Here is a 26,423-nt window from a genome sequence, read left to right on the forward strand (position 1 = left end):
CGGTAAATCCCTTGCGCGCACAGACGATTCCAAGAACTAGTCAGGGAGAACAGCAATGGCAGATCCGGATAACCCGCATCCGCAGAAACCCAGCACGACGACGCAAGAGTCGCCGGCCGAGACCACCAAGCGGGAGCCGACGGCCTTCACCCCGCTCAGCGGTGTGCTCCAGCTGGATGGCGAGATCCCCGGGGAGGCAGCGAGTTTGGCTGCCGACCTGCTCTATGTGATCGACCACGTCAGAGCGCGGGTCGCGACGGTCAAGAAGGTCGCCGGATTCCCCTCGTCCGCGATTCCCTCCTCGGGCGATCTCGCGGGAAAGTTCGCCGACGTCGCGGTGGCACTGGACGGCATTCTCACCGGCCACCAGTCGGTGCTGCAGGACATGGGCGTGATGTTCCTGCGTTCGGGCAAGGCCTACCAGAACGACGACGAAACGGCGAAGGCCGCTTTCGATCGCCTGCGTAAGAAGGAGCGCGCGGGGATTTCCTTCGAGACCAAGCCGTCGAAGCCGGCTTGGGACACCCCCGTCTCGTATTCGGTGTCGCCGGGCCTGGCCAAGTTCGCCAAGGAGAACGAAGCACCCGGACTGGTTCCGGTACATCCGGAGGACCAGAACTGGCTGGCGTTGGATACCGCGTACAACGCCAAGTTGCTGATCGCGAACGGCAACTCGATGATCTGGAACGACGGCTCGACGTGGTACGGGATCGGTACGAACCTCAAGAAGGCGTTCACCACGTTCGACCAGAAATTCACGACCCTGCTGAAGGAACGGTGGGAGGGCCACGGCGCGGACACGGCGCGCACGATGGTGACCAAATACAAGGAGAACGGCTCTCAGCTCGGTGAGGCCGCGTCGGTGGTCGGCGTCAACCTCCAGGAAGCCTCGGGCTGGCTGAACAACTTCACCTATTACCTCCCTACGAAGGATCCGAAAACGTACACGTTTACGGATCCACAGGAGGAAAAGCAGTACGTACGGGCGCTCCGTACCGCCAGGGAGGGATTCGGCCAGTGGTACCGGCCCGGCGTCGAGACGGCGAGCAACGCCATCCCGCTGCTGCCGCAGCCATACGGCACGCTGAATCCCGATGACATCCCGCAGGGTGGCGCGGGTGGTGGCGCGGGTGGCGGCGCTGGTTCCGGCGGCGGCATCGGTTCGGGCGGCGGCGGTGGCGGCTTGCCCGGCGGTGTCGGCTTGCCGGGTGGCGGTGGCCCCGGCCCCGGCCCCGGCGGCGGAATGCCGAACTTTCCGCGAGTGCCACCGAACATTGATGATCCGAACCGGCCCGGCGGACCGAATGATCCGAACCGGCCTGGTGGGCCGAATGATCCCAATAGGCCTGGTGGGCCGAATGATCCGAACCGGCCTGGTGGGCCGAATGATCCCAATAGGCCTGGTGGGCCGAATGATCCGAACCGGCCTGGCGGACCGAACGATCCCAATAGGCCTGGTGGGCCGAATGATCCGAACCGGCCCGGCGGACCGAACGATCCGAATAAGCCTGGTAGCGCGGGCGATCCGGCGCAGAAGGCCATGCAGGCGGCCTCGGCCGCTCAGCAGGCGCTCGGCAAGGACGCATTGAACGGCCTGCAGGACAAGCTGAAAAACCAGCCGGGCGGGCTGAATTCACTGGCCGACGCGCTCAAGGGCAAGGGCCTCGGTGGTGGCCCCGGCCCCGGCGCCGGTCTCGGTGGTTCGCCGCTGTCCAAGGACGCGCTGGCCGCGAGCAAGCTGTTCCCTCGCCTTTCCGGGGCCGAAGCCGGTATCGCCCGTGCGGGTTTGGTGGGCGCGACGCCCGGCATGCCGGGCAGCCCCGGTGCGGCGGGCTCTCCGGGGCACGGCGCGGGCCAGAACAACAACAAGGAGCACAAGCGGGCGCAGTACCTCGATTCCGACGAGCACCTGGAAGAGGCGTTCGGTGAGCCGCCGGTGGTTTCGCGACCGGTGGTGGATCAGTGAGCCGCAGCTGGCGTTTCACCGATATCGAATTCGTCGTTCTCCTCAGCGATATAGCGGAGAGCCTGCCCGAGCCGTTCTATTACACCGTGCGGACCGCGGACGGCATGAAATATGACGCGCAGCAGGTCAAGGCCAGGGAGGACCTGCGGCGCAGGCTCGACCCCGGATTCGCGGAGGTGCTGCAGGTCGTGGCCAGGCCGGACCTGCGAGTGACGGCACGGGCCTGGGACGGCGCGGACTGGCGCAGGACGGATCGGCTCACCAGGGTCCTTGGTGTGCGGCGCGAGGACCGCGGCTATCTGATCACCCAGTTGCCAGGGGAAACCTTCTGGCACAGCGGCGATTTCATCGTCACCGAATGCGCAGCGCTGGAATTGGGCGATCGGATCGTCGCGGCGCTACCGGAGGCCGAGCCGGGGCGGCTGCCCGATACGGTGCTGCCTTCGCGCACCGAGGAGGAGATGGACTACTCGTTCGTCCGGTCGCAGGTGCTCGACTCGTTCCAGGACTCGAATGTGGAGCGGAGCAGGTACCTCCGGGAGACCGCGGCCGAACGGGTCGGCGCCATCGAGATCATCCAGGGGCAGTCGGCGTACGGTCCGCGCGGGCGTACTGAGCATGAGCTCGAGCTGCGCGATCTCGTGGACGACGGCCGCTACGTCATCGATGATCAGAACCCGCCGGTCGCGATCGGCGCCGATGCGAAACGGCTGACCACCATGGTCAACAACCGCATCGCCGCGGTCGTCCGGGCGATCAAGGACGAAGAGGGCAGGGCGAACACCGATTTCGGGCAGCAGGACTGGGGCGTCCAGCGCACCGGCTGATCGCACAGGCACTCTGCGCCCCTGGAAATAGGGGCACAGAGTGCCGGCCCTGATTGTAAATTTCACGATTCAACCGTGGTTTGCTTCCCGGTCGATAGTCGGACATGCGATCATCACCTCGAATGGTGGGGATGGACGTGAGGTTGTGGCATGGCCGACAAGGTGCAGGTGACTTCAGCTGAATTGCGTGGTGTCGCCGACGATCTGGATGAGGTCGCGCGCAAGGTGCAGGCGGTGCTGAACACCCTGGCGGCCGCGCGCACCGCGGCCTGGGGTAGTTGGGGCGCGGACGAATTCGGTGGCCACTTCTCCGGCGGCAACGGCTACATCAAATCGGACGAGAACCTCGACGGTGCCGTCGGATCCAAAGTGGCACTGTTGCACTCCTATTCGGGCGGCCTGCGTGAGGGCGCGCGGGTGCTCGATGGCATGGAGGACGACAACCGGCGCGATCTCCAAGTCTGACACCGGCGCGATGGCGAACGAAGCGGCGAAGGCGCGCCTGGTCGAACTGATGGAATCGGTACGTGCCGGCATGGATTCGATCGCGCGCGCACAGCGCACGCACGCACGGGCAACGGCGACAGCGACCGCCGCGAACCGGCGGGTGACCGTGACGGTCAATGCCGACGGGGTGGTCGTTGAGACCAAACTCGGTTCCGGTGCACAGGATCTGACGCTCGAGGAGATGGCGCAGGCGTTCACCGCGGCCGCGCAGGATGCCGCGCTGCAGATGCGGAAGAAGACGCAGGAACTGGTCGACACGGTCCGCCAGGACAACATGCGCCTGCCTCGGCTGTCGGAGTTCCTCCCCGGTATGCCCGATGTGCAGGACATGATGCCGACCGCGCCGGCGGCGTCGCTGGAACCACCGCAGGTCAAGCCGCGTCTGGCGATTGCCGATGACGTGCCCGCGCCGATGGAGTACGTCGATGTCGAGCGGTGGCGCCGGGATTCGTCCGCCGCCACGCCATCGGATATCGCCGAATCCGGCTGGTGAGAGCGGAGCGAGACGCGGCCTATGAGTATCACCGGACTGTGGGAGTGGATTCCGGGCTGGATCCTCTCGGCACTCAATTTCGGCGCCGAGTATCCCGAAGGTGATGAGGACCATCTGTTCGATCTCGGTGATGCCTGGAAGCAGGCCGCCAAGGATCTGGCCGCGCTGGAACCGGAGCTGAAGCGGGTCACCGACCTGACGCTGAAGTACTACACCGGTGAGGGATCGACCAAGGCGCACGAGGAGTTCGGCAAGCTGTTCAGCGGTCCGGCCTCGGTCAAGGAGAACGCGGCCGGGCTGAAGGAACTCGGTGAGTACACCCGCGGCGGCGGCACCGAGATGGAATACACCAAGATCATGGAGGCCACCTTCGCCGGTATCACCGCGTACGCGGTCTACCAGCTGCTCGCGGCGTGGCCGTGGGGTTCGGCGGGGGTGCCGTTCGCGCTGGGCGCAGGCCGGGTAGCGGTCGGTCAGGCCGCCACGAAAGGTGCGGGCGCCCTGGCCATGGAGGCGGGCAAGGTCGGCCTGAAGAACCTGCTGAAGCCCTATCTCAAGCAGATCGCCATCACCGGGGTCAAGGCGGGGCTGTCCGGTATGGCCCTCGACGGCGGAATCCAGGGCTATCAGCTCGCCGCCGGTCATCGCGACAAGGGTTTCGACCTCACCCAGAACCTGCGGACCGGATTCGAGTGGGGCGCGGGCGGATTGATCGGCGCACCGGTGGGGATGGGCGCGAACCGGCTCTTCACCAAGATGGGGCTCAGCCCGCAGCTCAACGGGTTGTTCAGCGGGACGCTCGGCGGTGCCGCGGGTGGTGTCGGCATGTACGGTGCAGGCCTCGGCTGGCAGGCCGGTACGCAGTACGCCACAACCGGCACCGTCGACTGGGGCAAGGTCGACAAGACCTTCCACGTGCAACTGCTCGCCGCCGGTGTCGGTCTCGGTGCGTCGCACGGGCTCAAAGGCGGCGTCGAGCAGGCACGCGGGCTCGCGCACACCACTGAGGCGCCCGCGACCAGGTCCGCCGGTTCGCTCGACGGCACCGCGCCGAAACCCGATGTGGCCAAGGCGGATCCGCTGGCCGACGGAAAGTCCACGGCCAAGGATCTCGCCGGCGAAGCCAATCCCGCGAACCAGCAGGCGGGTACGCAGCGCGAGCGGCCGCAGGACCTGCGAACCGATCAAACGCAGAGCGACGCCACCTCGGGCGGCAAGGGGGACACCCACAACGGCAAGGTCGCCGAGGTCAGCGAGAACACGCGCAGCACACCCGAGCCGTCCCGCGCCGGGATCGAAAGCGGCATCAAGCCAACGGAATCGGTCGTCGCGGCGTCCGACCACGGTGTCAAGCCGTCCGACCACGGCATCAAGTCGGCAGATCAGGGCGGCCGACCGGCGGAATCGGGCGTGAAGCCGGGCGACTCCGGTGTGCGGCCCGCCGAATCGGGCGGCAAGCCGACGGAGACGGGGGCGAAGCCCGCCCCTGGCGATCGCACCGCCACCGAATCGAAGCCGGTCGCGCAGGAGCCGATCACCACCGAGCGGCCGCTGGCCAAGGCGAGTGGCACCGAGGTTGCCGACCGCGGCGCCACCGTCAATGCCGCGCACCAGGAGCAACCGGCTCCCGTGCGTCGCGAGGCCGCCGAGGCGCCGCGGGTGTCCGCCCCCGAGCAGCGCGGCGCCGGGCCCGATTCCCGGGGTGCCGCGCCGCGTCCGACCGAACCCACGGCGCAGCTCGTCGAGTCGAATTCCCGCGCCGCGCAGCCTGACCCGCGCGCCGCCGAGCTCGTCGGCGCGGAACAGCACCGTGGTGCGGCCGGCAACGTCGGTGAGTTCGGCGGCAATTCCCGCAAGGGCATCGAGGATCTCACCCAGCTCGTCGTGCAGCGCGAGATGGATGCCAACCTGCGGCTGATCACACCGAAGGACCTGTCGTGGAATCCGGAGCGGCGGGTCTTCGTCCTGCCCGATGGGCGCACGGTCACGGTCAAGGTGGCCGCGACCGTATTGCGCAACAAGGTCGCCGAGATCATCGAGCGGGCCAACGGTTTCGTCGTCGAGATCTCGCCGCGGGCACGGGATGAGGACGTGGCGCGCGCGGTGGCACACGAGCTCACCGAGATCGACCTGATGACGCGCGACTCGTCGCTGGCGGTCGACCAGGCCAACGATCGCCCCTCGCAGTTCACCGCACATCTCGGCGGCCGCTACGCCGAACTGAAGGTGCTGCGGGCACAGATCGACGCGGCGACCTACGATCCGGCCCGCGCGCAGGAATTGCCAGGGCGCCGTAAGGATCTCGCGGATCTGCTCAATCGGTTGCAGCTGGATACCGAGGAGGGCGCCCAGCGAAAACAGTGGCTGATCGATCGCGATCCAGTGCTGGCAAGGCGGCTCGGTCTGGAGGGCGACCCGATCGTGGTGGAGCCCCCCGTATTCCATCAGGAATTGCGGCCGGGGGAGTTCGAAAACGAGGCGACGGCGCACCTTGGGCGGCTGGACAACCAGCTGACGGGCGCGCACGCGAACGAGATGGTGCGCGCCGAATCGATGTCGCTCAACGCCAGGATGCGCGAGGAACTGGCGCGCCGGATTTTCGATCCGATCTACGAGAGCATGTTCAACGATCCCGCGGTGCGCGGACCGGCCGAGGCATTCAAGCGGCAGCTCAACAGCGCGCTGAACCCGATCAACGAAGCGCTGAACCGGCCGGGACTCACCGAGGCACAGCGCGTGCGCGAGGTGCGCGCGGGCATCGAGGAGTTCTACCGAAGCATGCCGCAGGAGTTCCGTGACGCCTTCGGTCCGGACCGGATCGAGTTGATGCACGAGGCGGCGAGGGATATCGGCAACGGCCGGGTCACCGCCGAGATCGACCACGCGACAGGCGAAGTGCGGATCACCGGGCAACGGCCGGGTGAGCTGCTGCCGGGTGAACCACGGGTCGGCGAGCGCATGCCGATCCACGACTTCCTGAAGGGCATCGACCACGCGAATCGCGCCGCCGCGGAGAACGGCGTCAGTGTCGAGTACTTCCCGGTGCGCTACAAAGAGCTGGACGGCAGTTCGGTGCTCGAGGTGATGTCGCGCCCCCGCCCGCAGCATCGGCTTCCGTTGGGGCAGTTGCGGTTCGGCGATGATCACGCGCCGATTCCGCTGCGGCCGCTCGACGAGATGCCGCACACCACCGGCAAGTATGTCCTCGATATCGGCACCGGCCGGAGCGCATTCGCGGAGGAGCTGACGCCACGCGGCGACCGCGACCATCTGATGATCCTCAAGACCGAGCTGACCGACAGTTACGCCGTGCCCGCACAGCGCCAGCGCAAGCTGGGGATGCTGGACGCAGGGCCGCTCACCGACTCCGGTTCGCTGATGTTCTACGGCGACATGCTGCTCGAGGGGAACTTCCTCGGCGAGGGTTCGATCGCGCGGATCTATATCAACAACCTGAGTGCCCACCTCAAGGATCCGGTCTACGACATGATCGCCGAGCGGCTGCCCGAGCTGCTCGCGCCGGGCGCCCGCATCGAGGTGCAGTGGGATATGTCCTCGGAGCGCAAGGTCGGCGGCAGGCCCGGCGACCGCGGGCACGTCACCGGCGACGCGCTGCTGGAGGCCTTCGAACGGCAGGGGCCCGAGATCCGGGCCCGATTCCGGATCGAAGAGCCGACGGGCGTGGTCGAATACGACTACTCCATCAACGCCGGGCGCAACAACGAGATGGATCCGAGGACGATGGCCGCGGTGGTGCCGCCGCGGCCGTCCGATCAGATGGTGATCATCTACGACCCGCCGGGAGCCGTCCGCCCCGAGCTGGAGGGGCGCGAACATCGCGGCATCGCAGCGGATCTCGGTGACTTCCGCGGTGACGCATTGCAGGGCGAGGCGGGTAAGCCACTGCGGATGTCGGATAACGATCTGCTGACCGAGGTCACCGACAACGTCGCACTCGTCACGCCCAAGGGGGTGGCATGGAATCCGGAGCGCGGGGTCTTCGTACTGCCCGAGCAGCACCCCGGCGCGCCGCGCGCCGAGGTCACGGTCGAGCTCGGTGAGCTGCCGGGGCGCGGCGGGGTCGCCGAATTCGGGCCCGCTGAGCACGGATACGAGATCACGGTGTCGAAATTCGCCCGCGGGCAGGATGCCGCGCGGGCGGTGGCGCACGTACTCACCGAGATCGGCATGGCACACGATCCGGCGGTCGCCATCGATCCGAAGGCCGAAAATCCCGCGGTGACGACCGATCACCTCGGTGGCCGCTACGCCGAGGTGCGGGTCGTCGCCGACCACATCGACCGCGCGATATTCGATCCGTACGCCGCGGAGAAGCTGCCGAGCCTGCGCAAGGATCTGGCCGACCTGGTCGACACCCTCGGCCTGCACGAAGGCACCCCCGAATGGGCGAGGTTCGAAGCACACGAACCCGAGCTGGCGGTCCGGTTGAAGTTCGGCCTCGGCGCGGACGGGCCGCTCGGACACCGGCCGACCTTCGAGTCGGCGCTGACACCGGACGCATTCGACGCGGCAACGTCGGCCCACTTGGCCGAGCTCGGCGCGCACCTGCCCGAAGCCTCGCGCGCGGACGTCCTGCGCGCGGAATCCCTCGGGCTGCAGGCACGGATGCGCGAGGAGCTGGCACGGCGGGTCTTCGATCCGATCTTCAGCGAACCCGGGTCGCGTGCGGTGCGCAGGGCCGGTGGCGCGGGTCTGTTCGACGCGCTCGACCCGATCAACGAGGCGATCAACCATCCGGGGTATACCCCGGGACAGCGGGCGGCGGCGGTGCGCGCCGCCATCGATGGCCTGCGTACGGCGCTGCCCGCGGAGTTCTGGGATGCGCTCGGCCGCGACGGCGGGCTGGACCGGATGCGCACGGCGGCCGATGCTTTCGGCGCCGAACGCGCGCCGGCCACCGGTCTGCTCGACTACGCGAGCAGGCAGGTGGAGATCGGCGGCGAGCGAATGTCGCTGCCGGAGTTCCTGCACGCCATCGACCGTGCCAATCGCGGTGCCGCCGAACACAACCTGAACGTCGAGTACACCGCGGTGGTGCACACGGAGGTGGGCGGCAGGTCGATCGTCGAGGTGATGCCGCGGCCGCAACCGCGGCACCGGCTTCCGCTGGCGGACACCGTATTCGGTCCGGCGAACGAGGCTATTCCGCTGCGACCACTCGAATCCGTGCCCGCCGCTGCCCGTGGCGGGCACGTCGTCGACGTCGGCGTCGGCCGCGGCGCTTTCGGGGTCGAGCTCACCCCGCGGGCCGACAGGTCGAACGGCGGCTTGATTCTGAAGACGGAGCTGGCCGACGAACTGGTCCAGAAGAGCCAGCGGCGCAGGGATATGGGCTTTTTGGATCCTGGCCCGCTGACCGAGCCGGGCAGCGTCATGGTGTTCGCCGACCTCTTGTCCCAAGGTCACCTGCTCGGTGACGGCGAGCTGGGCGGCGTGGCTCGGTACTACGTGAACAACGTCAGCGCCAAACTCGAACCGCACCACTATCTTCCACTGGCCGAGCGACTGCCCGGCCTGCTCGCCCCCGGCGGCCGGATCGAGCTGCAGTGGGATATGAGCCCCCAGGAGAAGGAAGGGGGCCAGGAGGGCAATCGCGGGCACATCCGCGGCGATCTGCTGTGGGATGCGATTCAGGAGATGGATCAGGGTCGGGCACAGCGGTTCTTCGAGATCCAGGACCCCGGCTACCCGGTCGGCCGGGATTACAACTACACGATCGACGCGGCCTCCAAGAACCGGGTGAACCCGGACGACGTCGCCGGCTTCAATCCGCCGCGCCCGCAGCACCGGATGGTGATCGCCTACGAACCTCCCGCCGAGCACGGGCCCGGCGAACCGCATCGCGGCACGGCGGGCAACCTCGGCGAATTTCGCGGCGATGCCCGCGACAGCGTGCAGGACCTGTCCCCGGATCGCCTCGCCGGCGAGATTCGGGACAACCTGCGCTTGATCACGCCGAAGGATATGGCGTGGAACCCGGAGCAGGGCCACTGGGTGCTACCCGGCGGTGGCACCGTCGAGGTGCGGGTCGCAGAGCACCCGCTCGAGCGTGCGGTCGCCGAATTCACCGAGCGCAGTGACCATTCCGGCTACGACGTGCTCGTCTCGCCCCGGGCGCGCGATCACGATGTGGCCCGCGCGGTGGCGCACGAGCTCACCGAGATCCGGCTCGACGGCGAACCGGGGGTCGTACGCGACCCGGTCAGCGAGCGACCCGCGGCGCTGACCGATCACCTCGGTGGCCGCTATGCCGAGGCGGAGGTGCTCACCGCGCACGTCGATCGCTCGACGTTCGATCCCGCGCGGGCCGGCCAATCGACGACGCTGCGCAGGGATCTGGCGGACCTGCTCGATCATCTCGGCCTCGGCGACGGGCCGGGGACCCCGGAGTGGGACCTGCTCGCGTCGCATGCTCCGGTGCTTGCGCATCGGCTGGAGCTCGGCATGGGCGAGGACGGACTGCTCGGTGCGCGACCGGTTTTCGACCGTGACCTCAGTACCACCGGATTCCAGGAGGCCGCCGCCGAGCACCTCGGGCGCCTGGCGCGGGAATTGACCGGCGCGTACGCACCCGATCTGCTGCGCGCGGAGTCCGCGGCGCTGTCCGGCCGGATGCGTGAAGAGCTGTCGCGCAGGGTTTTCGATCCGCTGTTCACCGACGGTGACCTGGCGGCGGCGCGCCGCACGGTCGGCATGGGCGAGCTGCTCTCGGCGCTGGATCCGCTCAACGACGCGATCAATCATCCCCGCCCGACGCCGCGGGGGCTGCACAGCGCTGTCGACCAGTTCCGCGCGAGCATGCCACCGGAGTTCCATGCGGCCTTCGGTGACGGATTCGCCCGGATGCACACCGCCGCAGAGGTATTGGCGCACGGGCCGGCGCCGCACGCCGGTGTGCTCGACCACGCCACCGGTCGCATGTCGCTCGGCGACCGGCAGCAGAGCTTCCACGATTTCCTGCACGACATCGACGGTGCCAACCGCGGCGCCGCCGACCACGGCATCAACGTGGAATACGCCGTGGTGCTGCACAACCCGGTGGAAGGCCGGTCCGCTGTCGAGGTCTGGTCGCGCCCGCGGCCCGCGCATCGGCTGCCGATCGAGCAGAATGTCTTCGACACGGTCGACCAGCCGCTGGAGCATCGCATGCGCGATTCGGTCCCGGCGGCCCGCGCGGGCGGGCACACCATCGATGTCGGTGTCGGCCGCGGCGCCTTCGCGGTGGAGATGACACCGACCGCCGACCGCGCGGGCGGTGGCCTGATCATCAAGACCGAACTCGTGGACGACCTGGTGCTGCGCGCTCAGCGCCGCCGCGGCTTCGGCATCCTCGATCCCGGCCCGCTCACCGAGGCGGGCAGCGTCATGGTGTTCGGCGATCTGCTCGAGCACGGCGCCGTCCTGGGTGATGGCACGAAGGGCGCGGTCGCGCGCCTGTATATCAACAATGTCAGCGCGCACCCGGCGGACCCGTACTACACCGCACTCGCCGAACGGCTGCCACGCATCCTGGCGCCGGGCGGCCGGATCGAGGTGCAGTGGGATATGAAGCCGGAAGACGCGGGTGGCGAGCGCGGTAACCGCGGCCACATCACCGGCCCCCAGCTCTGGGATGCGCTGCAGGAACTGCCCGATGACCTGCCCGGCCAATTCCGGATACGCGAGTACACCCTGTTCAGCGCGGAAGGAAACAAGGATTACGACTACACCATCGACACCGGCTCGCGGAACACCATGGATGCCGCCGCGATGGCACGTTTCATCCCGCCACGACCGGATCACCGTATGGTGATCGAGTACGAGCCGGAGGGACGAACTAATGGCTGACGAGATTCCTGGGGCGCGGGAACAGTTGGCGCGCGACGGCGCGTGGCTGCGTGCGCAGATCCGCGAGCTGGCCGCCGAGATCACCCCCGAGCAGGTGCCGGACCTGCCGGAACGTGATCCGGTCGTCGCCGACTGGCAGGAGCAGTTGCAGTACAAGGACAAGGTGACGGTGACCGTCGACCGGTCCGCCGAGCTGAACACCCCCGAACTCATCGACCGGGCCGCCGCCTGGCTGACGGCCGCGGGCTGGACCGTCGAGCGGGGCACGATCGAGCGCAAGGGCCGCACACCGCTGCTACATGCCACCGGTATCCGCGACGGATTCGAAATCAGCGTGCGCATCCAGCAGGGCTTCGGCGGGGTGCTCTACACCGGCGACACCGCGACCAGGCCGCTGTACGAACTCGAGGAGTTCGTGCCGCCGGTACCGGTGAAGATCGCCGAGACGGTGAGCGACGGGCATCTGCTGTGCTACGAGTGCGTCGGCCTCGGCTGGTGCCCGCTGTGCCGCAGCCGCGGCTGGATTCTCGGCGCGAGCGGCAGCCGCGAGCAGTGCCGCGAATGCCACGGCGCACGGGTGTGCCCGGTCTGCGACGGCCGGGGCGAGCTCGCGGTCAGCGCGCTGGCAGGCTGGGAACGCGACCAGTACCCCGAACTGCGCAATCAGTCCTCGAGATGAAGGATCACGCTGTGCCGATCACCTTGCCGCTGGCGCGCACCAACGCCGAGGCGCATCTGTTTCTCGACCTGCAGCCGTGCCCGAACTGCGGCGAAACCCGGTGCCGGTTCAAGAGTTCGGTCGTCTACGTCGATGATGTGCTCGCCAGCCGCTACACGGGTACCTGCGCACGCTGCGGCACCGAGCGCGTCTACGAATTCCGGCTGCCCGACGAGATACCGCCGCCCGCCGCTTCGGTCCGCTTCGGCGCCGACGAGCCCTCGCAGCTGATCGATCCCGGTGTGTGGCTGTGGTATTCGGAGGTCGCCGCGAAGCAGGTCCCGATGGACCACGCCGGGCTCGACGAACAGGCGAGGCGTACCGCCCGTCATGCGCTGGCCACCGCACTCGCCGCGCTGGAGGAAGTGCTCAAGTTCATCCCGCCCGGCGCCGAATCGGTCCCGCCCGAGGCATTTACCTCGCTCGACGGCCGTGCCGTCTACGAGAGCGAACCCGGGCGATTCTCCCGGCTCCGGTTGACCGCGGTGCGCGATTACTACGCGGAGCGCTCGGGTGGTTGGTGACGTGCGATGGCGGCAAGGCGAATCTGGCACGGTGGTTCACATTTCAGACATCGCATGTTCAATTACCAAGGGACGAAACGTGTCAGGATGACACCTGGGGGACGGGCTGCCGACGGCAGCGATCCGAGGAGGAGGATTCGCGGTGGGTGAGAACGACCAACCGAATCTGGGGCAGGCCCTGCGGGGTTACGCGACGAATGCCACCGACCCGCTGACCTTGCCGGACGGCGTCGGGAACAAGCTCGCCAATGTGTGCGCGACGCTGCTCGCCGCCGTCGTATCGGCACGCAAGCAGGTGGTCGACAACAAACTCAATGCGCTGGAACCGATCAGCAGCCTGCCATCGGGTTCGGCGCTCGCGGAAAAGTTCAGCACCCGCGGCCAGGAACTCGACCGGATACTCGGCGATCACGTCAAGATACTCACCGATCTCGGGGAGGCGTTCGTCCTCGCCGACAAGAGCTATCACGGCCAGGACGATCAAGCGGCGGGCGTCTTCGACGGGATCGCGCGGTCGGCGACGGCGAACCGCGTGGTCAAGGACAATATGGGCCGACACGTGGGGGAGAAGTTCTTCGTCCCCAAACCGGAGGTCGGGCAGCGGATCCCGGGCCAGGATTGGCAGGATTGGGAGCGAGATCCGAAGAAGATGAAGATGGACAGCCCGCCTTCCGCCGCCGATCAGCAGGGGCGGGCGAAGGATCCGCGCCCGGCAAAGCCGGAACCGGGCAGCACCCTCGGTTGGATGAGCGAGTTCCAAACCTTCTATAACTACAAAGGCGATCAGAAGCACCAGTTGAAGGCCATGCTCTGGAGCTGGCTGGCGGGCGAATTGAACAGGTCGTTCACCGATTTCGGCAACGAATTGACGACGGCGAGTAGTCAATGGTCCGGCTTCGGCAAGGAAGCCGCGGTGGCATCGAGTGCGGCCTATGCCGGGGAAATCACTCAGTTGACGACCGAAATGGACTGGGTCGGTAACACTTTGGGTTGGGTGGGCCATCAGATGGCCTGTGCGATCGGTGATGTCGGCTCGGCGCTGAACCATATGTCGTGGACCACGACGGAGAAAAACGGCACCTATAAATCGGAGGGTAAGGAGATCGACGATACGGCCGCGCGCAACAACGCGATCGCCGCGATCGACACCTCGTACAAGACCGGTATCGAAACCGCCTCCAATGCGCTGACCGTACTCACCCCGCCGAAGAACCCGGTGGTGCAGAAGCCCGATCCGCCGAAGCCGCCGCCGGACGACCCACAGGGCACTCCCGGCACCCCGGGTACTCCTGGCAAGAACACCGGCAATACCGCGCAGGTGCTGCGCAATCAGCAGCAGGCGCTCGACCAGCAGCAGGAGCTCTTGCGCAAGCAGGCGGCCGATAATCAGCAGCGCGCCATCGAGCAGCAGAAGGCCGCGGAGGACCGGGCGCAGGAGCAGCGCGTCGCGGAACAGCAACGCGCACAACAGCAAACCGCGCAGCAGGCCGCGCAAGCCGCCCAACAGGCGGCCCAGCAGGCGGCGCAGCAAGGTATGCAGGCGGCCCAGCAGGCCATGCAGAAGGGTTTGACGGATCAGGCGAAGGACCTGGCGAAGGGGCTCGGCATCCCACCCAACTTGACCACCGCCGCGGCCAAGGGGCTCAGCGCGGGTCCCGGCCCTGGCCCCGGAGCTGGCTCGCCGCTGTCGCAGCTCTCGCGCGAGGCGGCACAGGCCGCCAAGCTGTTCCCGCGGGCAGGGCTGCCCACCGATGTGCTTGCGGCGTCGGCACGCACCGGCCTGGCCGCGACGGCGGGTGCGCCGGGCGCGCCGGGTGCGATGGGGCCCGCCGCGCACGGTGCCGGGCACGGGCAGAACCGGGAGTACAAGCGCGCCGACTATCTGGAATCCAGTGAGGCGCTCGAGCAGGCGATCGGCGAGGCGCCGAAGGTCGTCAAGCCTGTCGTAGAGAAAGAAACATGAGTTCGGCCTGGACATTGACCGACCTGGAGTTCCTGGTGCTCTGGGAGGAGATCAACGATGATTTCCTCCCGCTTCCGCTCACCTTCGCCAGCGACGCACCCGACTGGGATGTGCTCGACGCGGCCAAGAACGCGGCGCGAGACGCGTTGCGCCCGCGGCGCGATTACGCACTCGCGGAGCTGATGGACGATCTCGCGAACGCCGATATCCGCGTCGCGGTGTACGGCTGGGACGCCGCCGAACCGGAGAAGCCGGACGGGCGTATTCGGATGCATGGCGCGCGCAAAGGCGACCGAGGGTATGTCGTGCGCCAGCTTCCTGGCAAAACCATCTGGCACAGTGCGGGATTCGAGATCACGCGCGGCGACGCGCTCGGTTTGGCCGAGGCCGTCGTCGCGGCGCTGCCCGAGGCGATGGCGGGTAGGGACGCCGATGTGCTGCTTGTCGCGCCGCCGGAATCCGGTGCGGGCGAGCCGGACTACTCCTATGGCAACTCGGATGTGTGGGATACGTTCGAGGATTCGGTGACCAGCCGGGCCGAGCAGTTCCTCGCCAGGCCTGCCGCCACCAGGGGGGCGATCGAGATCGGCCAGGGCAGATCGAGATTCGGGCCCCGCGGCATGCTCCGGCAGCAGATCGGCTGGTGGGATGTCGTCGACGACGGCCGCTACGCCGTCCCGCCGGGCAGCCCGCGGGTGGCGAGCGGCGTCGACGCCAGGCGTCTGGTAGCGATGATCAATACCGAGATCGCTACCGTCGTCAGGGCGATCAAGGACGAATGGGCCTGAGTGGCGGCGATGAAGTGGAGCTGATGGATATGGACGCGGAACAGGCAGGCAAGCAGCCCGCGGGGTTGTCCGAGTGGACCGCGGCCTCGCTATCGGGGTCGATCTCGGTGCGGACCACGGATCAGGGTCTGCCTCTTGGCATCTCGATCGAGCCATCCGAGTTGCGCCGCGATCCACAGGCGCTGGCGGCCGAGGTGCTGCGGCTGTGTAAGCAGGCGGCGAATCGCGCCGGGCTGGCCAAGCGGGAAGAATTGGCCGCCGCGGGCATGACCGGCGACATGCTGACCTTGATGGGGTTACCGACCCGAGAAGAGGTGGCTCGCCAGGAGATCGCGGAAGAGGAAGAATACGACACCGAGCCGCGCAGCTGGTTGCGCTCGGTATAGGACCGGAGCGGAGAGGGCTGAGCCCGATGTACGAAACCATGGACGACCTGGTGGCCAGCGTGCAGAAACGGCTGTATCGGATGCGTGATCTCGCCGATGACATGGCCGCCGTCACCGCGCGCGAGTCCGCACCGGACGATTCGATCACCGCCGAGGTGGACGGCAACGGTGCGCTGCTGAATCTCGAGTTCTCCCAGGCTGTTTCGAAGATGACGCCGGAGCAGTTCGAGCAGGCGCTACTGGCCGCGACCCATGGCGCCGCCCGGCGCGCGTTCACCGCGCGTGGCGAGCTGATCACCGCCTTCAACGAGGAGGTCGCCGAGTAGACATCGATCGTTTACCAGAGCACATCAGTATTTCGTCAGGGAAACCTTAAGTTTCTGCAAACTGCCTACCCGACGTCGCAAATCGGTTGGTATGTTCACCACAGTTGATCAAATGCATTACAGGATCGGGGATTTCGATGAGCGAACTCGTAGCAGCACCTGATGCGATTCGCGCGTACGGAGACGCCGCAGTGGCGATGGCGACCGGTGTCGCCGCGGCAGGCGCCTTCGACCAGACCGCGACCATGGCGGCCGCCGCACCCGTGTTCGGCCTGATCGGCCAGGACTTCCTCTTCGCTTTCGCCGTTGCCCAGGGCAACCATGCGGCATCGGTTCTCGAACTGGCCAACGTGTACGCGGCCACGGCACTCACCGCGCACCAGAGTGCCGGGACATACGAGAGCACCGATATGACCTCGGGCACCGAGTTCTACAACACACATAAGCAGGCATGAACGCGCAGGTCGACCCGTCGATCGTCGACCTGCTGCGCGGCAGTGCGCTCGCGCCGCTGATCGATCGTCCGGTCAACGACATCCTGAAAGATATGGGGCTGCCGCAGCTCCCGCAGATCAACGGCCTGCCGCCACTGCCGGATATGCCGCCGCTGCCGGTCATCGACCTGGCCGCGCTCACCCGGCCGATCACGGATCTGGCGAGCAGTTTCGGCACCGGCGTGCTCAATACGAGCGCCAACGCCAATCCGGGGGCGGGCGGCGCCCCCGTCGACCCCACTCAGGCGCTGACCGGTATCACCCAGGCACTGCAAACCGCGATGACGGTGGGCACCAGCGCCCTTCAGGTGCTGATGTCGCTGTGGCAGGGCATGGGCGCGAATCAGGCCGCGGGCAAGGCGGGACAGGCGGCGGCCAACGGCGCCGACCTCGCCACCCAGAGCGTGGGTGAGAAAGCCGTCCTCGGCGGCGCGGCCACCTCGGTCGGCGTCGGCGCCGCGCTGATGGCGGCGATCGTCGCCAAATACATGACGCAGATGGCCATCGCGGCGCCGATGGCAGGCGCGCCGGGTGGCCAGCTGTTCATCGTGGCCGCGACCGCCGAGACCATCACCGAGGCGCTCGCGACGGTGGCCAAGACCCGCATCGAACTGACCGGGCACTCGGCCAACATGACCGCGACGGGTCGCAAGGTTCCCGTGACCAAGCCGCCGAAGGGCCTCGCCGGTGGCGGCGCGGATCAGGGCATGCAGCAGCTGATGCAGATGCTCACGCCGCTGATGACCATGGCGCAGACCGGTGTTCAGTCGGCGACTCAGCTGGCCCAGAGCCAGGCCATGCTCGCGAAGGAGCAGGCGGCAAGGGACAAGGACAGGGAAACCAAGGAAAAGGAAGATCGCGAGCGGGAGCGGAACGGGCTCGAGCACGATGCCAAGGGTGGTGTCGGCGGCAAGCTCGGCGGTGTCGGCGCCGTCGGCGGGATCGCTCCCGCGCAGGCGCCGCTGAGCCCGTGGTCGGGTACCAGGGCCGCCGGTTCGCTGCCCGGCGCCGCCTCGATGGGGCAGGGATCCCCCGCGGTGGAACCCACGATGATGCGGTCGGCCCCGGTCGGCTCGTCGGCGAGCCCGGGCATGATGCCCATCGGCGGCGCCGGCGGCGGTCTGCTCGGCGCGCGGGCCGCGGGCGATGCGGGAGCCCATCCCGAATTCCTGGTCAACGCGCAACACGGCGACGAAGTTGTCGGCAATCTCGATGGAGTCTCGCTGCCGGTGGTCGGCGCGGCTGAACACGTGACCGAACCACCGCCGGACAAGGAACTCACCCTCTGAGGAGGTCGTCATGGCAAACAGTGGTGTGGCTTTCGGTGGTGTGCAATTCGATCCAGCGGCGGCGCGCGATGCCGCCGCGCGGCTCGACGGCCTGGCGGAGCGGCTGGAACGCGAGCTGAGCGCGGGCGAGCCCGCGTTGCGAGTGGCACCCGCCGGTATCGACGAGGTCTCGCTGCGCGCGGCGGCGACGATGACCGATGTCGCCGTGTCGTATTCGGAGAGCGCGTCGGCGGGCACGCTCGAGCTCAGGAAGCTGGCCGCGTCGCTGCGGTCGCAGGCGATCCAGTTCGGCAACGCGGAATCGGAGAGTGTCGATGCGCTCGGCGGCGTCGGCTCGGCCTGATCCCGTTATCCGATACACGGAGCTGCGATGATCGAACCACCGCGACCCGGCTTCACCGGGGTGGTCTGGAACGCGCGTGAGCCGGAGCGGCTGACGCGCGAACTGTCCACCGGGCCGGGTGCGATACCGATGGCCGAGGCGGGTGTGGCCTGGACGAAACTGGCCGCGGCCTTCGGTACGGCGGTGCTCGAGTATCAGCAGATCGTCGCCGCGCTCGGCACGGCATGGGATTCGGATACCAGTCGTGCTGTGCTGGACAAGATCTCGCTGCTGCGCGAGTGGCTCACCGAGGCAGCCAAGGCGGCGGCGGAGAACGCGCTGCGCGCCGAGAAGCAGGCCGCCGCATACCAGCTCGCCCGGCTGACCATGCCGAACTCGGTCGATATCGCCGCCATCCAGGAGGCGCAGCGCGCGCTGGAGCGGATCTCGGCCATGCTCGGCGCACCGATCAGAGCCGTTGCCGCGCATACCGATGCGGAGGACGACCTGGCCAAGGCCGCCGCGGCGCGGGTGATGCAGAGCTATGAGGCATCGACCGAGCCGCTGGCCACGCCGTGGCCGCACGAACAACCGCCGACGATAGCGCCGGGTGATGCGCTGGCGGCCGAGCAGGCCACCGCGCAGGCGGCCGAGTCGACGCAGTCCGCCCTGACCGCGGGCATGCCCGGTGTCGCGATGCCCGGCATGCTCGGCCCGGTCGCGTTTGTGCGACCACTGGGGTCGTATCGGCCGCAAATGGTCGCGCAGTCGGTGGAAACGACCGAAACGATTGTCCCGCAGCCGGTTACCACGGCCACCGCGGCAACAGCCGCGGCCGGAACCCCGTTCGCGCCGGTCGGCGCGCTCGGATCCGCCGCGGGCGCGACACAGGACGAGGAATACCAAACCCGTGCCGCGGTCGTCGAAATGGATACCTTCGGTCAGGAACTCGGCGTGGTCTCCGCGCCCGCCGTGCTCGGTGCGCCGGAACCGGCCGCACCGAGCGGTCCGGTCGCGGCCGGGGGTGGTTCGTGACCACCATGACCAACGACGGACTGCTCGCCGTCGCCGAGCGGCTCGGCGTACAGACCCTGCCGCTGGTGCTTTCGGTCGGCCCGCAACAGGATTCGTTCGACGAGTGGACCGCGGCGCAGCGGCGCGCGGTGTCGGCGCTGCGTGCCTCCGGCGTGCTGGACGACGAGGGCGAGGTCGAGCACGCGCTCGCGCTGGCCATGCATACGCTGGCGCAGCCGGATCGTGAGCTGGTCGCCCGGGTCTTCACCGGCGGCCCGCCGGTTCGAATCTGCCTGGCGCGCCGTGGTAACGAGCACGCGCTCGCCGTGCGCACCGGTGACGACTTCGAGATCGGCGCCGTGTGGGCCGACGGCTCCGGCGCCGCGCTGATCCGGCCGCTGGTCGCCGCGCTCGGCCGGTGCGAGCCCGCCGACGTGGTGAATTTCAGCGCGCCCTCGGACGAGCTGAGCGAACGCCTCGCCGCGGCCGAGACCTCCGCCGACTACACCGACGCGGTCTACGCGCTCGGCGTCGCCGATCGCGACGCCATCGCCTACGGGATGGCCTTCGCCTCCTGCCATGCCTACGCCGAGATCGTGGCCTACGCCCACCTCGACGGATCGACCACCCGGCCGCACGGCGCGGTCGCGGTCTATGACACCGGTCGCGGTCGCATCGTCGCCGCGCCCGGGATGGCTGCGGATCAGCGTGCCTGGTCCACGGTGACATCGGGCACCGATCACCGGATCGCGCAGGCGATTTCGGCACTGATCGAGATGCTGCCCGAGGGAAGGTGGCTGCCGCAGTAATCCGATGACGAATCCGACGAAGTTACCTCGAACTCGGGTGATGCCGTATCGGCATCACCTTCTGATACAGCGACAATCGAGAAGGAAGGTGTATCGGCATGGCTGGTGCAACTCAGAATGAAGCCCTCGTCACCACCGCGAAGAACGACATGGGCCTCGCGGTGGACCACATCCGCGCCACCATTCAGCGCATCGAGACCGCGGTCGACGCGGCCCGGCCCGGCTGGCGGGGTGATGCGTTCGCGGCGTTCAACACGACGGCCAACAACTGGCACAACGAGGCCGAGCGCTTGAAGAAGGTCCTCGACGAGATCACCCTGCAGGTGGGCCATGGCACCAAGCAGTTCCAGGACATGGAAAGCGAGAACGAGAACGCGCTCAACATCTACTGACACCGGCACCGACTGCCGAGCCGACTGGTAACGAAGCCACACGAAGGAGCAATCATGGCTGATATGCAGTATGACCCCACGTACATCGAACCGCTGTACACCGAGCTGCACGACCACTTCAAGACGCTGGTCGCGCAGGGCCACGACATGCAGACCGCGGCGAAGAAGATGGAACACGCTTGGGCGGACAACGAAGGCTCGCTCGGCGAGTTCCGCAAGGTGCACGCCAAGTGGGATAACGAGTTCAGCGACACGCTGAAGACCTTGAACGCGGTCGCCGCGGCGGTGGAGGGCGCGCTGCGCCGCGCCATCAGCACCGACGTCAAAGTCGGCGACGGCTTCTCGATGTACGCATGAGATGATCGGCAAAGGCCGTATGGCCGTGTCGATCTGACGAAAGGGCCGGTCGGAGCGAAATCGCTCCGACCGGCCCTTTTCGATTCCCGTCGACTACCTGACCGCGGTGAGTGATTCGCCGATGTACCACATCTCGTCCGGCGTGGTGACCATGTTGACCGTCGCGCTGGCGTTCGGGGTGCGCACGGTGATCAGGTTCGGTGCGGCCGGATCCTGGGTCAGCACGATATCGGCGCCGAACTGACCGCGCGGCTCCTCCGGCGCGCGGATGTGCACGATGGTCGCGCCGCCGGTCAGCGTGGCGGGCGCGATGCCGTCGAACACCACCACGGTCGCGCTGTTGCGGTGGGCGGCGGTGGGCGGTGCGGGTGGTCCCTGCGGTGCGCCCGCGAAACGCGGTGCGAGCGAGAGCGAATGCGCCGAGTCGACATTGGCCACCATGGAGTTCCACGCCTCGGGGCGATCGGTGTGCACGATGGTGTGCGCGCCGAGCGCGATGGCACGCAGGATCACCTGCTGGGCCAGGTCCAGCTTGCCGATCACCTCGAGATGCCTTGTGCCCTCACCGATCAGCGGCACCGCGATACCCTGGCCCGCGTTGTCGGCGCCGATCAACTGCCCGCACCCTGCGGTGGGCAGTTCGATGCCGGCGAGCGCCGAGAGCGGCCCGTGGTAGTTGCCCGCGCTTTCCACCTCGCCACCGCCCGCCCGGGTCGGCAGGCAGTCGAGCAGGGCTCGGTACTGCCTGCCCGGCAGCGGGCGCAGGCCGGGCACCGGCGGTATCTCGGGTACCTCGCGGGTGTCGAAACGCACCAGCGCGCCCACCGTGATCGGTGGTTGCGCCGCGGTGTCGCGGCTGTTGCCGCGGCCGGGCCGCAGCCGTACCGTCACCGTGGTGCCGAGGCTCGGCGTCGCCCAGATATCCGCGAAGCCGCGCTCGCCGACCAGTTCCGGGCCGATCTCATAGCTGGTGAGGTGGACGCCGTCGTGCACAAGAGATTTCGGAGTCTCGGTGAAATCCTCCAGCGCGATGCCGCGGGTGAGCTCACGCACCGCGCTGTTCATCTCGCCCGCGGTCAGCACCGAAACCGAGATATCGCGTGCGGCAAGCCGATTGGCCACCCGCCTGGTGGCGATGATGGCGGCGCGCAGCGCGCCGGTGCCGCCGCCGCCGCGGTTGTCGACGGCCTCGGCATTGGCCAGCGGATCCAGCCGGAGCACGAGCCACACCGTGCGGTGCGCGATGGCGGGCAGCGGTCCGAGAATGCGGCCGTAGAGCTGGGCCACCGAGCTGTCACCGACGGTGCGCGCGCCGGTGCTGATCACATCGATGGAGGCGAGCGCCAGATCGAATTGGCCGAGGCACTTGGCGATTTCGGTGAGCGGAATGACCTGATCGGTGCTCAGCGCGCCGGGGCGTAGCAGCGTCAGCCCGTCCGGCGGGGTGTCGACGCGCAGCATGGTGATCAGCATCCCGCCGTCCCAGCGCATGCCGTAGCTGCCGCCCTCGGGCAGCGGCACATCGAAGGCCGCGGGGCCCGCGTCGCCCGGGCCGGGTTTGGTGCGCCGCCAGCGGTAGGCCAGCGCGCGGGCGACCATGCCGACGAGGTTGCGCGGGTAGCGCTTACGCACCGGCACCGCACCGAGGAGCAGGACGGCGGCGCCACTGAGGATCACGGCCCAGAGCGGTGCGCGCAACGCGACAGCAATCCAGGCGGCAAGGGCCGCGAGCAGCCCGAGCGGAATCATGAGCCGCAGGGGAATCTGGCGGAACAGCCAGAATTCGGGATCGCGCAGCGTGGTGTTCTCGGAGTTTTCCGTTTCGTTCACAGCCTCGTTCACGCTTATTCGTCAGGATCGAAATACCGGGCGCCGGTTACCGTGGGCGCCGGGTTTTGTCTGCGCTAACAGTACCGCGCCGCAACGGTGTTCGCGGGGTCCGGCGCAAGCGTCCGATTGACACCGGCGGCCAGCCAGATACGGTAATTCCGGACCGCCGATCCGGCGACACGCCGCAACCCGATGGAGATCACGTGCCGGCTCAGTTGACCACCAAGGCTCAGGTCAATGGCTACCGATTCCTGCTGCGCAGGCTCGATCACGCGCTGGTCCGCCGCGACGTGCGCATGCTGCACGATCCCATGCGCTCGCAGTCGCGCTCGATGGTCGTCGGCGCGGTGCTCGGCATTCTGGTGGTGGCGGGCGCGGCCATCCTGTCGTTCCTGCGCCCGCAGGGCTCGGTCGGCGAATCGAAGATCGTGATGGGCAAGGACAGCGGCGCCCTCTACGTCGTGGTGCAGGACGAGGAGAAGAACACCACGCTGCATCCGGTGCTCAATCTGGCTTCCGCGCGGCTGATCAGCGGCAGCGGCGAATCGCCGAATTCGGTGAAGGAGAGCAAGCTTTCCGGGCTGCCGCGCGGCCCGCTGCTCGGCATTCCCGGCGCACCGGCCGCACTGCCCGGTTCGGCGCAGGGCGGACGGTCGGACTGGTCGCTCTGCGAGACGGTGATGCTGTCGAGCACCGGCAGCGCCGCCTCGGCCGCGGGCGTGGTCACCACCGTGATCGCGGGCAAACCCGAGCTGAACGAACGCGTTCGGACCACCGACCCGGTGGAGGCGCTGCTGGTGCGCCGGTCGGACAAGACCTATCTGATCTATGACGGCAAGCGCGCGGAATTCGACCCGGGTAACTCGGTGCTCGCCAGGGCGCTGAATCTCGGTGCGGCCAAACCACGTCCGGTCGGGCCCGCGCTGCTCAACGCCGCCTCGGCGGTGCCGCCGCTGGTCGCGCCGGAGATACCGCAGGCGGGTCAGCCCGGGCCGGGCAGGCTGTCCGATGTACCGATCGGCGGCGTGATCGCGGTGGCGGCCATGGGGCGCACCGATCATCCCGAGCTGTATGTGGTGCTGGCCGACGGTGTGCAGCGGGTCAGCGATTTCGCCGCGCAGGTGTTGCGCACGGCGAACTCGCAGAACATGCGCGAGATCAAGTCGGTGCCGCCGGACGTGCTGACCAATATGCCGGTGCTGCACCAGCTTCCGCTCGATCACTTCCCGGCGAGCACGCCGAAGATCCTGACCGCCGAGGACGCGCCCGTCGCCTGCGTCGCCTGGGCCAAGACCCAGCAGAGCGGCGGCGTCGCCGACGGCCCGACCGATCGTGCTCAGGTGAGCCTGCTCGCCGGGGCGCGAATGCCGCTGACCAATGCGGCCAAGCCGGTCGTCCTGGCCACGGCGGACGGCGTCGGTGACCGGGTGGACGCCGCCTACATCCCGCCGACCACCGGCGAGTTCGTCCGTATCACCGGGATGGATGCGGGCAGCCCCCGCCGCGACGGGCTGTTCTATGTGGCGGACAACGGGATTCGCTACGGAATTCCCGACCTGGAAACCGCCCAGATCCTCGGCATGACCGCCGCACCCAAGCTGGCCCCGTGGGCCATCGTCGGTCAGCTGGTCCCCGGCCCGACGCTGTCCAAGGGCGAGGCACTGATCAGCCACGACATCCTGCCCACGGGTAAGTAGCCCGTGGGCAGGGGGCGGGTCAGACGCCGAGCGAGGTGAGTACGCCGCTCAGCGCGGCCTGCATATCGGGCGCCTCGATCCGCATCAGCACCGCGGCGTCCACCACGCTCAGATCCAGCGAATCGTCGGTGGCCAAACGGAACTCGCGCTCCTCCTCGGCGGATTCGATCACATTGCGCACGAAACGTCCGTTGCCTGCCAGGTCGACACCGCGGCGCGGCGAACCACTCTGATCCACGCTCTCGGTGTTGTACAGCCGACCACAGGCCTCGATCAGCAGTCGCTTGGCGTCCTCGGACAGTTCGGAATCGCGTGAGTTGGCGATGATCTCGCCGATCTGCCCGAGCTCGTCCGGGGTGTAGGACGGGAACTGCAGCCGCTTGGCGAAACGGGAGGCCAGACCGTCGTTGGCGGCGAGCAGCCGATCGATCTCGCCGTCGTAGCCCGCGATGATCACGACGAGCCGGTCGCGGTCGTTCTCCATCCTGGCCAGCAGCGTGTCGACGGCTTCGCGGCCGAACGCGTCGCCGCCGGACAGGCCGGTCTGGATCAGCGTGTACGCCTCGTCGATGAACAGCACGCCGTCCATCGCGGTATCGATCAGCTTGTCCGTCTTGATCGCGGTGCTGCCCAGGTGCTGGCCGACGAAGTCCATCCGCTTGGCCTCGACCACCTTGTCGGTCTTGAGCAGGCCGACGCCGCAATAGATCTTGGCGACCACGCGCGCGATGGTGGTCTTGCCGGTGCCGGGCGGGCCGGTGAACGCGAGGTGGTTGCCGCGCGCCACATTGGTCATCCCCTTCTCGGCGCGGATCTTGGCCAGCTGCGCGGTCGCCTGGAGCTTGGCCACCTGCGTCTTCACCGCGGCGAGGCCGACCTGCTTGTCCAGTTCGGCGCGTGCCTCGGCGAGGATCTTCTTGGCGCGGTCCTCGGCCTCTTCCTGCTGCATCGCGTCCACCGACGGTGCGGTGGCCGGATCCCAGCGATCGGTGCGCGCGTCGATGGATTCCCTGGTGGTCACCGTGATCCGGTAGCCGCGATCACGCATGGCGGTGGTGTTCGCGGCGAAATCCGGTGCCTGCGAATACACCTTCTCGAAAAGCGCCTGCGCCTCTTCCTCGTTGCCGGTCTCGCGCAGGCACAGGCCGCGGCAGAACATGGCCGTCGTCCGCGCCGCCGGGATGGGGCCGTTCTCCGCCTGCTGCATCCGGCGGATCGCCTCGCCGAACAGCCCGAGCTGCGCACAGGCCGAACCGACCATCACGTGCGCGCCCGCCGCCAGATAGGCGTCGTCCCACTCGGCCGAACCGTTCAGCACGGCCATCACATCCGGCCAGCGCTGGGTCGTGAAGTGCAGTACGCCACGGATATACGCGCTGATTCGATCGTCGGCCTCGCGGTCGGGATCCGACAGCATGCTGCGCCGGTGCGCGGCGAGTTCGTCGAGCACCCGCTCGGCCTCGTCGTACTCCTTGTCCTGCATCAGCTGTGCCGCCTGGGCCAGCCAGATCTCGGTGTGGCTGGCGAGCGGGTAATCGATGTAGAGCCCGGCGAGGAAGCGCCCGCCCAGCGAGCGCGGCTGCAAGCCGAGCCTGCGCTGTTCGCGGAACAGCGAAGTGCCGCTGGTCTTGTAGAGGTTGTAGAGCACCTCGCGGGTGACCTCGCCCGCGGCGGCCCGGCCGAGCCACGCGTCGCACATGGTCGGGTCCCATTCGGTCGCGCGTTGGAAGGCCAACTTCGCATAGTCGAGATCGCGCGCGGATTCCTGTCCATCGATGGTCAGACCGAGCGAGAGGATCCCGGCGTCGAAGGCGCGCTGTGCTTGGCGATTGCCGGTCATTGGAGTCGATCCCTAGAAGTCATCGTGTGAGCT

Annotated in this window: 21 protein-coding genes; 19 read left to right on the plus strand and 2 right to left on the minus strand. The window is 68.1% G+C overall.

Features of this window, described 5'->3' with window-relative positions:
• Nucleotides 1-55 precede the first annotated feature (55 nt).
• The 18 genes from ACIG5A_RS17920 (at nt 56) to ACIG5A_RS18005 (ending at nt 21,023) form a co-directional block, all read left to right on the plus strand.
• A complete protein-coding gene (locus ACIG5A_RS17920) occupies nt 56-1,966 on the plus strand; it encodes a hypothetical protein (protein WP_397241309.1) in 1,911 nt (636 codons plus the stop codon).
• Complete coding sequence (locus ACIG5A_RS17925) at nt 1,963-2,793, plus strand: ESX secretion-associated protein EspG (RefSeq protein ID WP_397241310.1); 831 nt, start codon at nt 1,963-1,965, stop codon at nt 2,791-2,793. The genes ACIG5A_RS17920 and ACIG5A_RS17925 overlap by 4 nt, the downstream gene beginning before the upstream one ends.
• Nucleotides 2,794-2,943: 150 nt before the next feature.
• On the plus strand, nt 2,944-3,258 hold the full coding sequence (locus ACIG5A_RS17930; RefSeq protein WP_397241311.1) for a type VII secretion target: 315 nt from the start codon (nt 2,944-2,946) through the stop codon (nt 3,256-3,258).
• Between the two features lie 10 nt (nt 3,259-3,268).
• Nucleotides 3,269-3,793 carry a YbaB/EbfC family nucleoid-associated protein gene (locus tag ACIG5A_RS17935; protein WP_397241312.1) on the plus strand — a complete coding sequence of 175 codons (525 nt, stop codon included), beginning with the start codon at nt 3,269-3,271 and terminating at the stop codon, nt 3,791-3,793.
• Between the two features lie 21 nt (nt 3,794-3,814).
• The gene (locus tag ACIG5A_RS17940; RefSeq protein WP_397241313.1) at nt 3,815-11,641 is read left to right on the plus strand and encodes a hypothetical protein; all 7,827 of its coding nucleotides are present in this window, start codon (nt 3,815-3,817) and stop codon (nt 11,639-11,641) included.
• On the plus strand, nt 11,634-12,320 hold the full coding sequence (locus ACIG5A_RS17945; protein ID WP_397241314.1) for a hypothetical protein: 687 nt from the start codon (nt 11,634-11,636) through the stop codon (nt 12,318-12,320). The genes ACIG5A_RS17940 and ACIG5A_RS17945 overlap by 8 nt, the downstream gene beginning before the upstream one ends.
• 11 nt (nt 12,321-12,331) lie before the next feature.
• Nucleotides 12,332-12,883 (plus strand): hypothetical protein, encoded by a 552-nt coding sequence (locus tag ACIG5A_RS17950; RefSeq protein WP_397241315.1) that lies wholly within the window; start codon nt 12,332-12,334, stop codon nt 12,881-12,883.
• 142 nt (nt 12,884-13,025) lie between these two features.
• Complete coding sequence (locus ACIG5A_RS17955; protein WP_397241316.1) at nt 13,026-14,846, plus strand: hypothetical protein; 1,821 nt, start codon at nt 13,026-13,028, stop codon at nt 14,844-14,846.
• Entirely contained in the window at nt 14,843-15,634 is a 792-nt protein-coding gene (locus tag ACIG5A_RS17960; RefSeq protein ID WP_397241317.1) for an ESX secretion-associated protein EspG, read from the plus strand. Before ACIG5A_RS17955 ends, ACIG5A_RS17960 begins: the two co-directional genes overlap by 4 nt.
• Nucleotides 15,625-16,020 (plus strand): hypothetical protein, encoded by a 396-nt coding sequence (locus tag ACIG5A_RS17965; protein WP_397241318.1) that lies wholly within the window; start codon nt 15,625-15,627, stop codon nt 16,018-16,020. Before ACIG5A_RS17960 ends, ACIG5A_RS17965 begins: the two co-directional genes overlap by 10 nt.
• A gap of 26 nt (nt 16,021-16,046) precedes the next feature.
• Nucleotides 16,047-16,346 carry a YbaB/EbfC family nucleoid-associated protein gene (locus ACIG5A_RS17970; RefSeq protein WP_397241319.1) on the plus strand — a complete coding sequence of 100 codons (300 nt, stop codon included), beginning with the start codon at nt 16,047-16,049 and terminating at the stop codon, nt 16,344-16,346.
• A gap of 137 nt (nt 16,347-16,483) precedes the next feature.
• Complete coding sequence (locus tag ACIG5A_RS17975) at nt 16,484-16,801, plus strand: type VII secretion target (RefSeq protein ID WP_397241320.1); 318 nt, start codon at nt 16,484-16,486, stop codon at nt 16,799-16,801.
• Nucleotides 16,798-18,129 carry a hypothetical protein gene (locus tag ACIG5A_RS17980; protein WP_397241321.1) on the plus strand — a complete coding sequence of 444 codons (1,332 nt, stop codon included), beginning with the start codon at nt 16,798-16,800 and terminating at the stop codon, nt 18,127-18,129. The genes ACIG5A_RS17975 and ACIG5A_RS17980 overlap by 4 nt, the downstream gene beginning before the upstream one ends.
• Before the next feature lie 10 nt (nt 18,130-18,139).
• Complete coding sequence (locus tag ACIG5A_RS17985; protein ID WP_397241322.1) at nt 18,140-18,472, plus strand: PE family protein; 333 nt, start codon at nt 18,140-18,142, stop codon at nt 18,470-18,472.
• A gap of 27 nt (nt 18,473-18,499) precedes the next feature.
• Nucleotides 18,500-19,486, plus strand: coding sequence for a PPE domain-containing protein (locus tag ACIG5A_RS17990; protein ID WP_397241323.1), 987 nt, complete (start codon nt 18,500-18,502; stop codon nt 19,484-19,486).
• A 5-nt stretch (nt 19,487-19,491) separates the two neighbouring features.
• On the plus strand, nt 19,492-20,274 hold the full coding sequence (locus ACIG5A_RS17995; protein WP_397241848.1) for an ESX secretion-associated protein EspG: 783 nt from the start codon (nt 19,492-19,494) through the stop codon (nt 20,272-20,274).
• 98 nt (nt 20,275-20,372) lie between these two features.
• Nucleotides 20,373-20,666: a WXG100 family type VII secretion target gene (locus tag ACIG5A_RS18000; protein WP_397241324.1), complete on the plus strand. Its 294-nt coding sequence runs from the start codon at nt 20,373-20,375 to the stop codon at nt 20,664-20,666.
• A 54-nt stretch (nt 20,667-20,720) separates the two neighbouring features.
• Nucleotides 20,721-21,023, plus strand: a complete 303-nt coding sequence (locus tag ACIG5A_RS18005; RefSeq protein ID WP_397241325.1) for a hypothetical protein — start codon at nt 20,721-20,723, stop codon at nt 21,021-21,023.
• A gap of 93 nt (nt 21,024-21,116) precedes the next feature.
• On the opposite strand, the gene eccE is transcribed toward ACIG5A_RS18005, so the two are convergent.
• Nucleotides 21,117-22,853 carry a type VII secretion protein EccE gene (eccE, locus tag ACIG5A_RS18010; RefSeq protein WP_397241326.1) on the minus strand — a complete coding sequence of 579 codons (1,737 nt, stop codon included), beginning with the start codon at nt 22,851-22,853 and terminating at the stop codon, nt 21,117-21,119.
• Nucleotides 22,854-23,056: 203 nt separating this feature from the next.
• On the opposite strand from eccE, the gene eccB reads away from it, so the two are divergent.
• On the plus strand, nt 23,057-24,550 hold the full coding sequence (eccB, locus tag ACIG5A_RS18015) for a type VII secretion protein EccB (protein WP_397241327.1): 1,494 nt from the start codon (nt 23,057-23,059) through the stop codon (nt 24,548-24,550).
• Nucleotides 24,551-24,569: 19 nt separating this feature from the next.
• Here the strand turns inward: eccB and eccA are convergent, their stop codons facing one another.
• Nucleotides 24,570-26,390, minus strand: coding sequence for a type VII secretion AAA-ATPase EccA (eccA, locus tag ACIG5A_RS18020; RefSeq protein ID WP_397241328.1), 1,821 nt, complete (start codon nt 26,388-26,390; stop codon nt 24,570-24,572).
• Nucleotides 26,391-26,423 lie beyond the last annotated feature (33 nt).

Origin of the sequence: Nocardia sp. NPDC052566 (assembly GCF_044547285.1) — a bacterium.
Lineage (GTDB): Bacteria > Actinomycetota > Actinomycetes > Mycobacteriales > Mycobacteriaceae > Nocardia.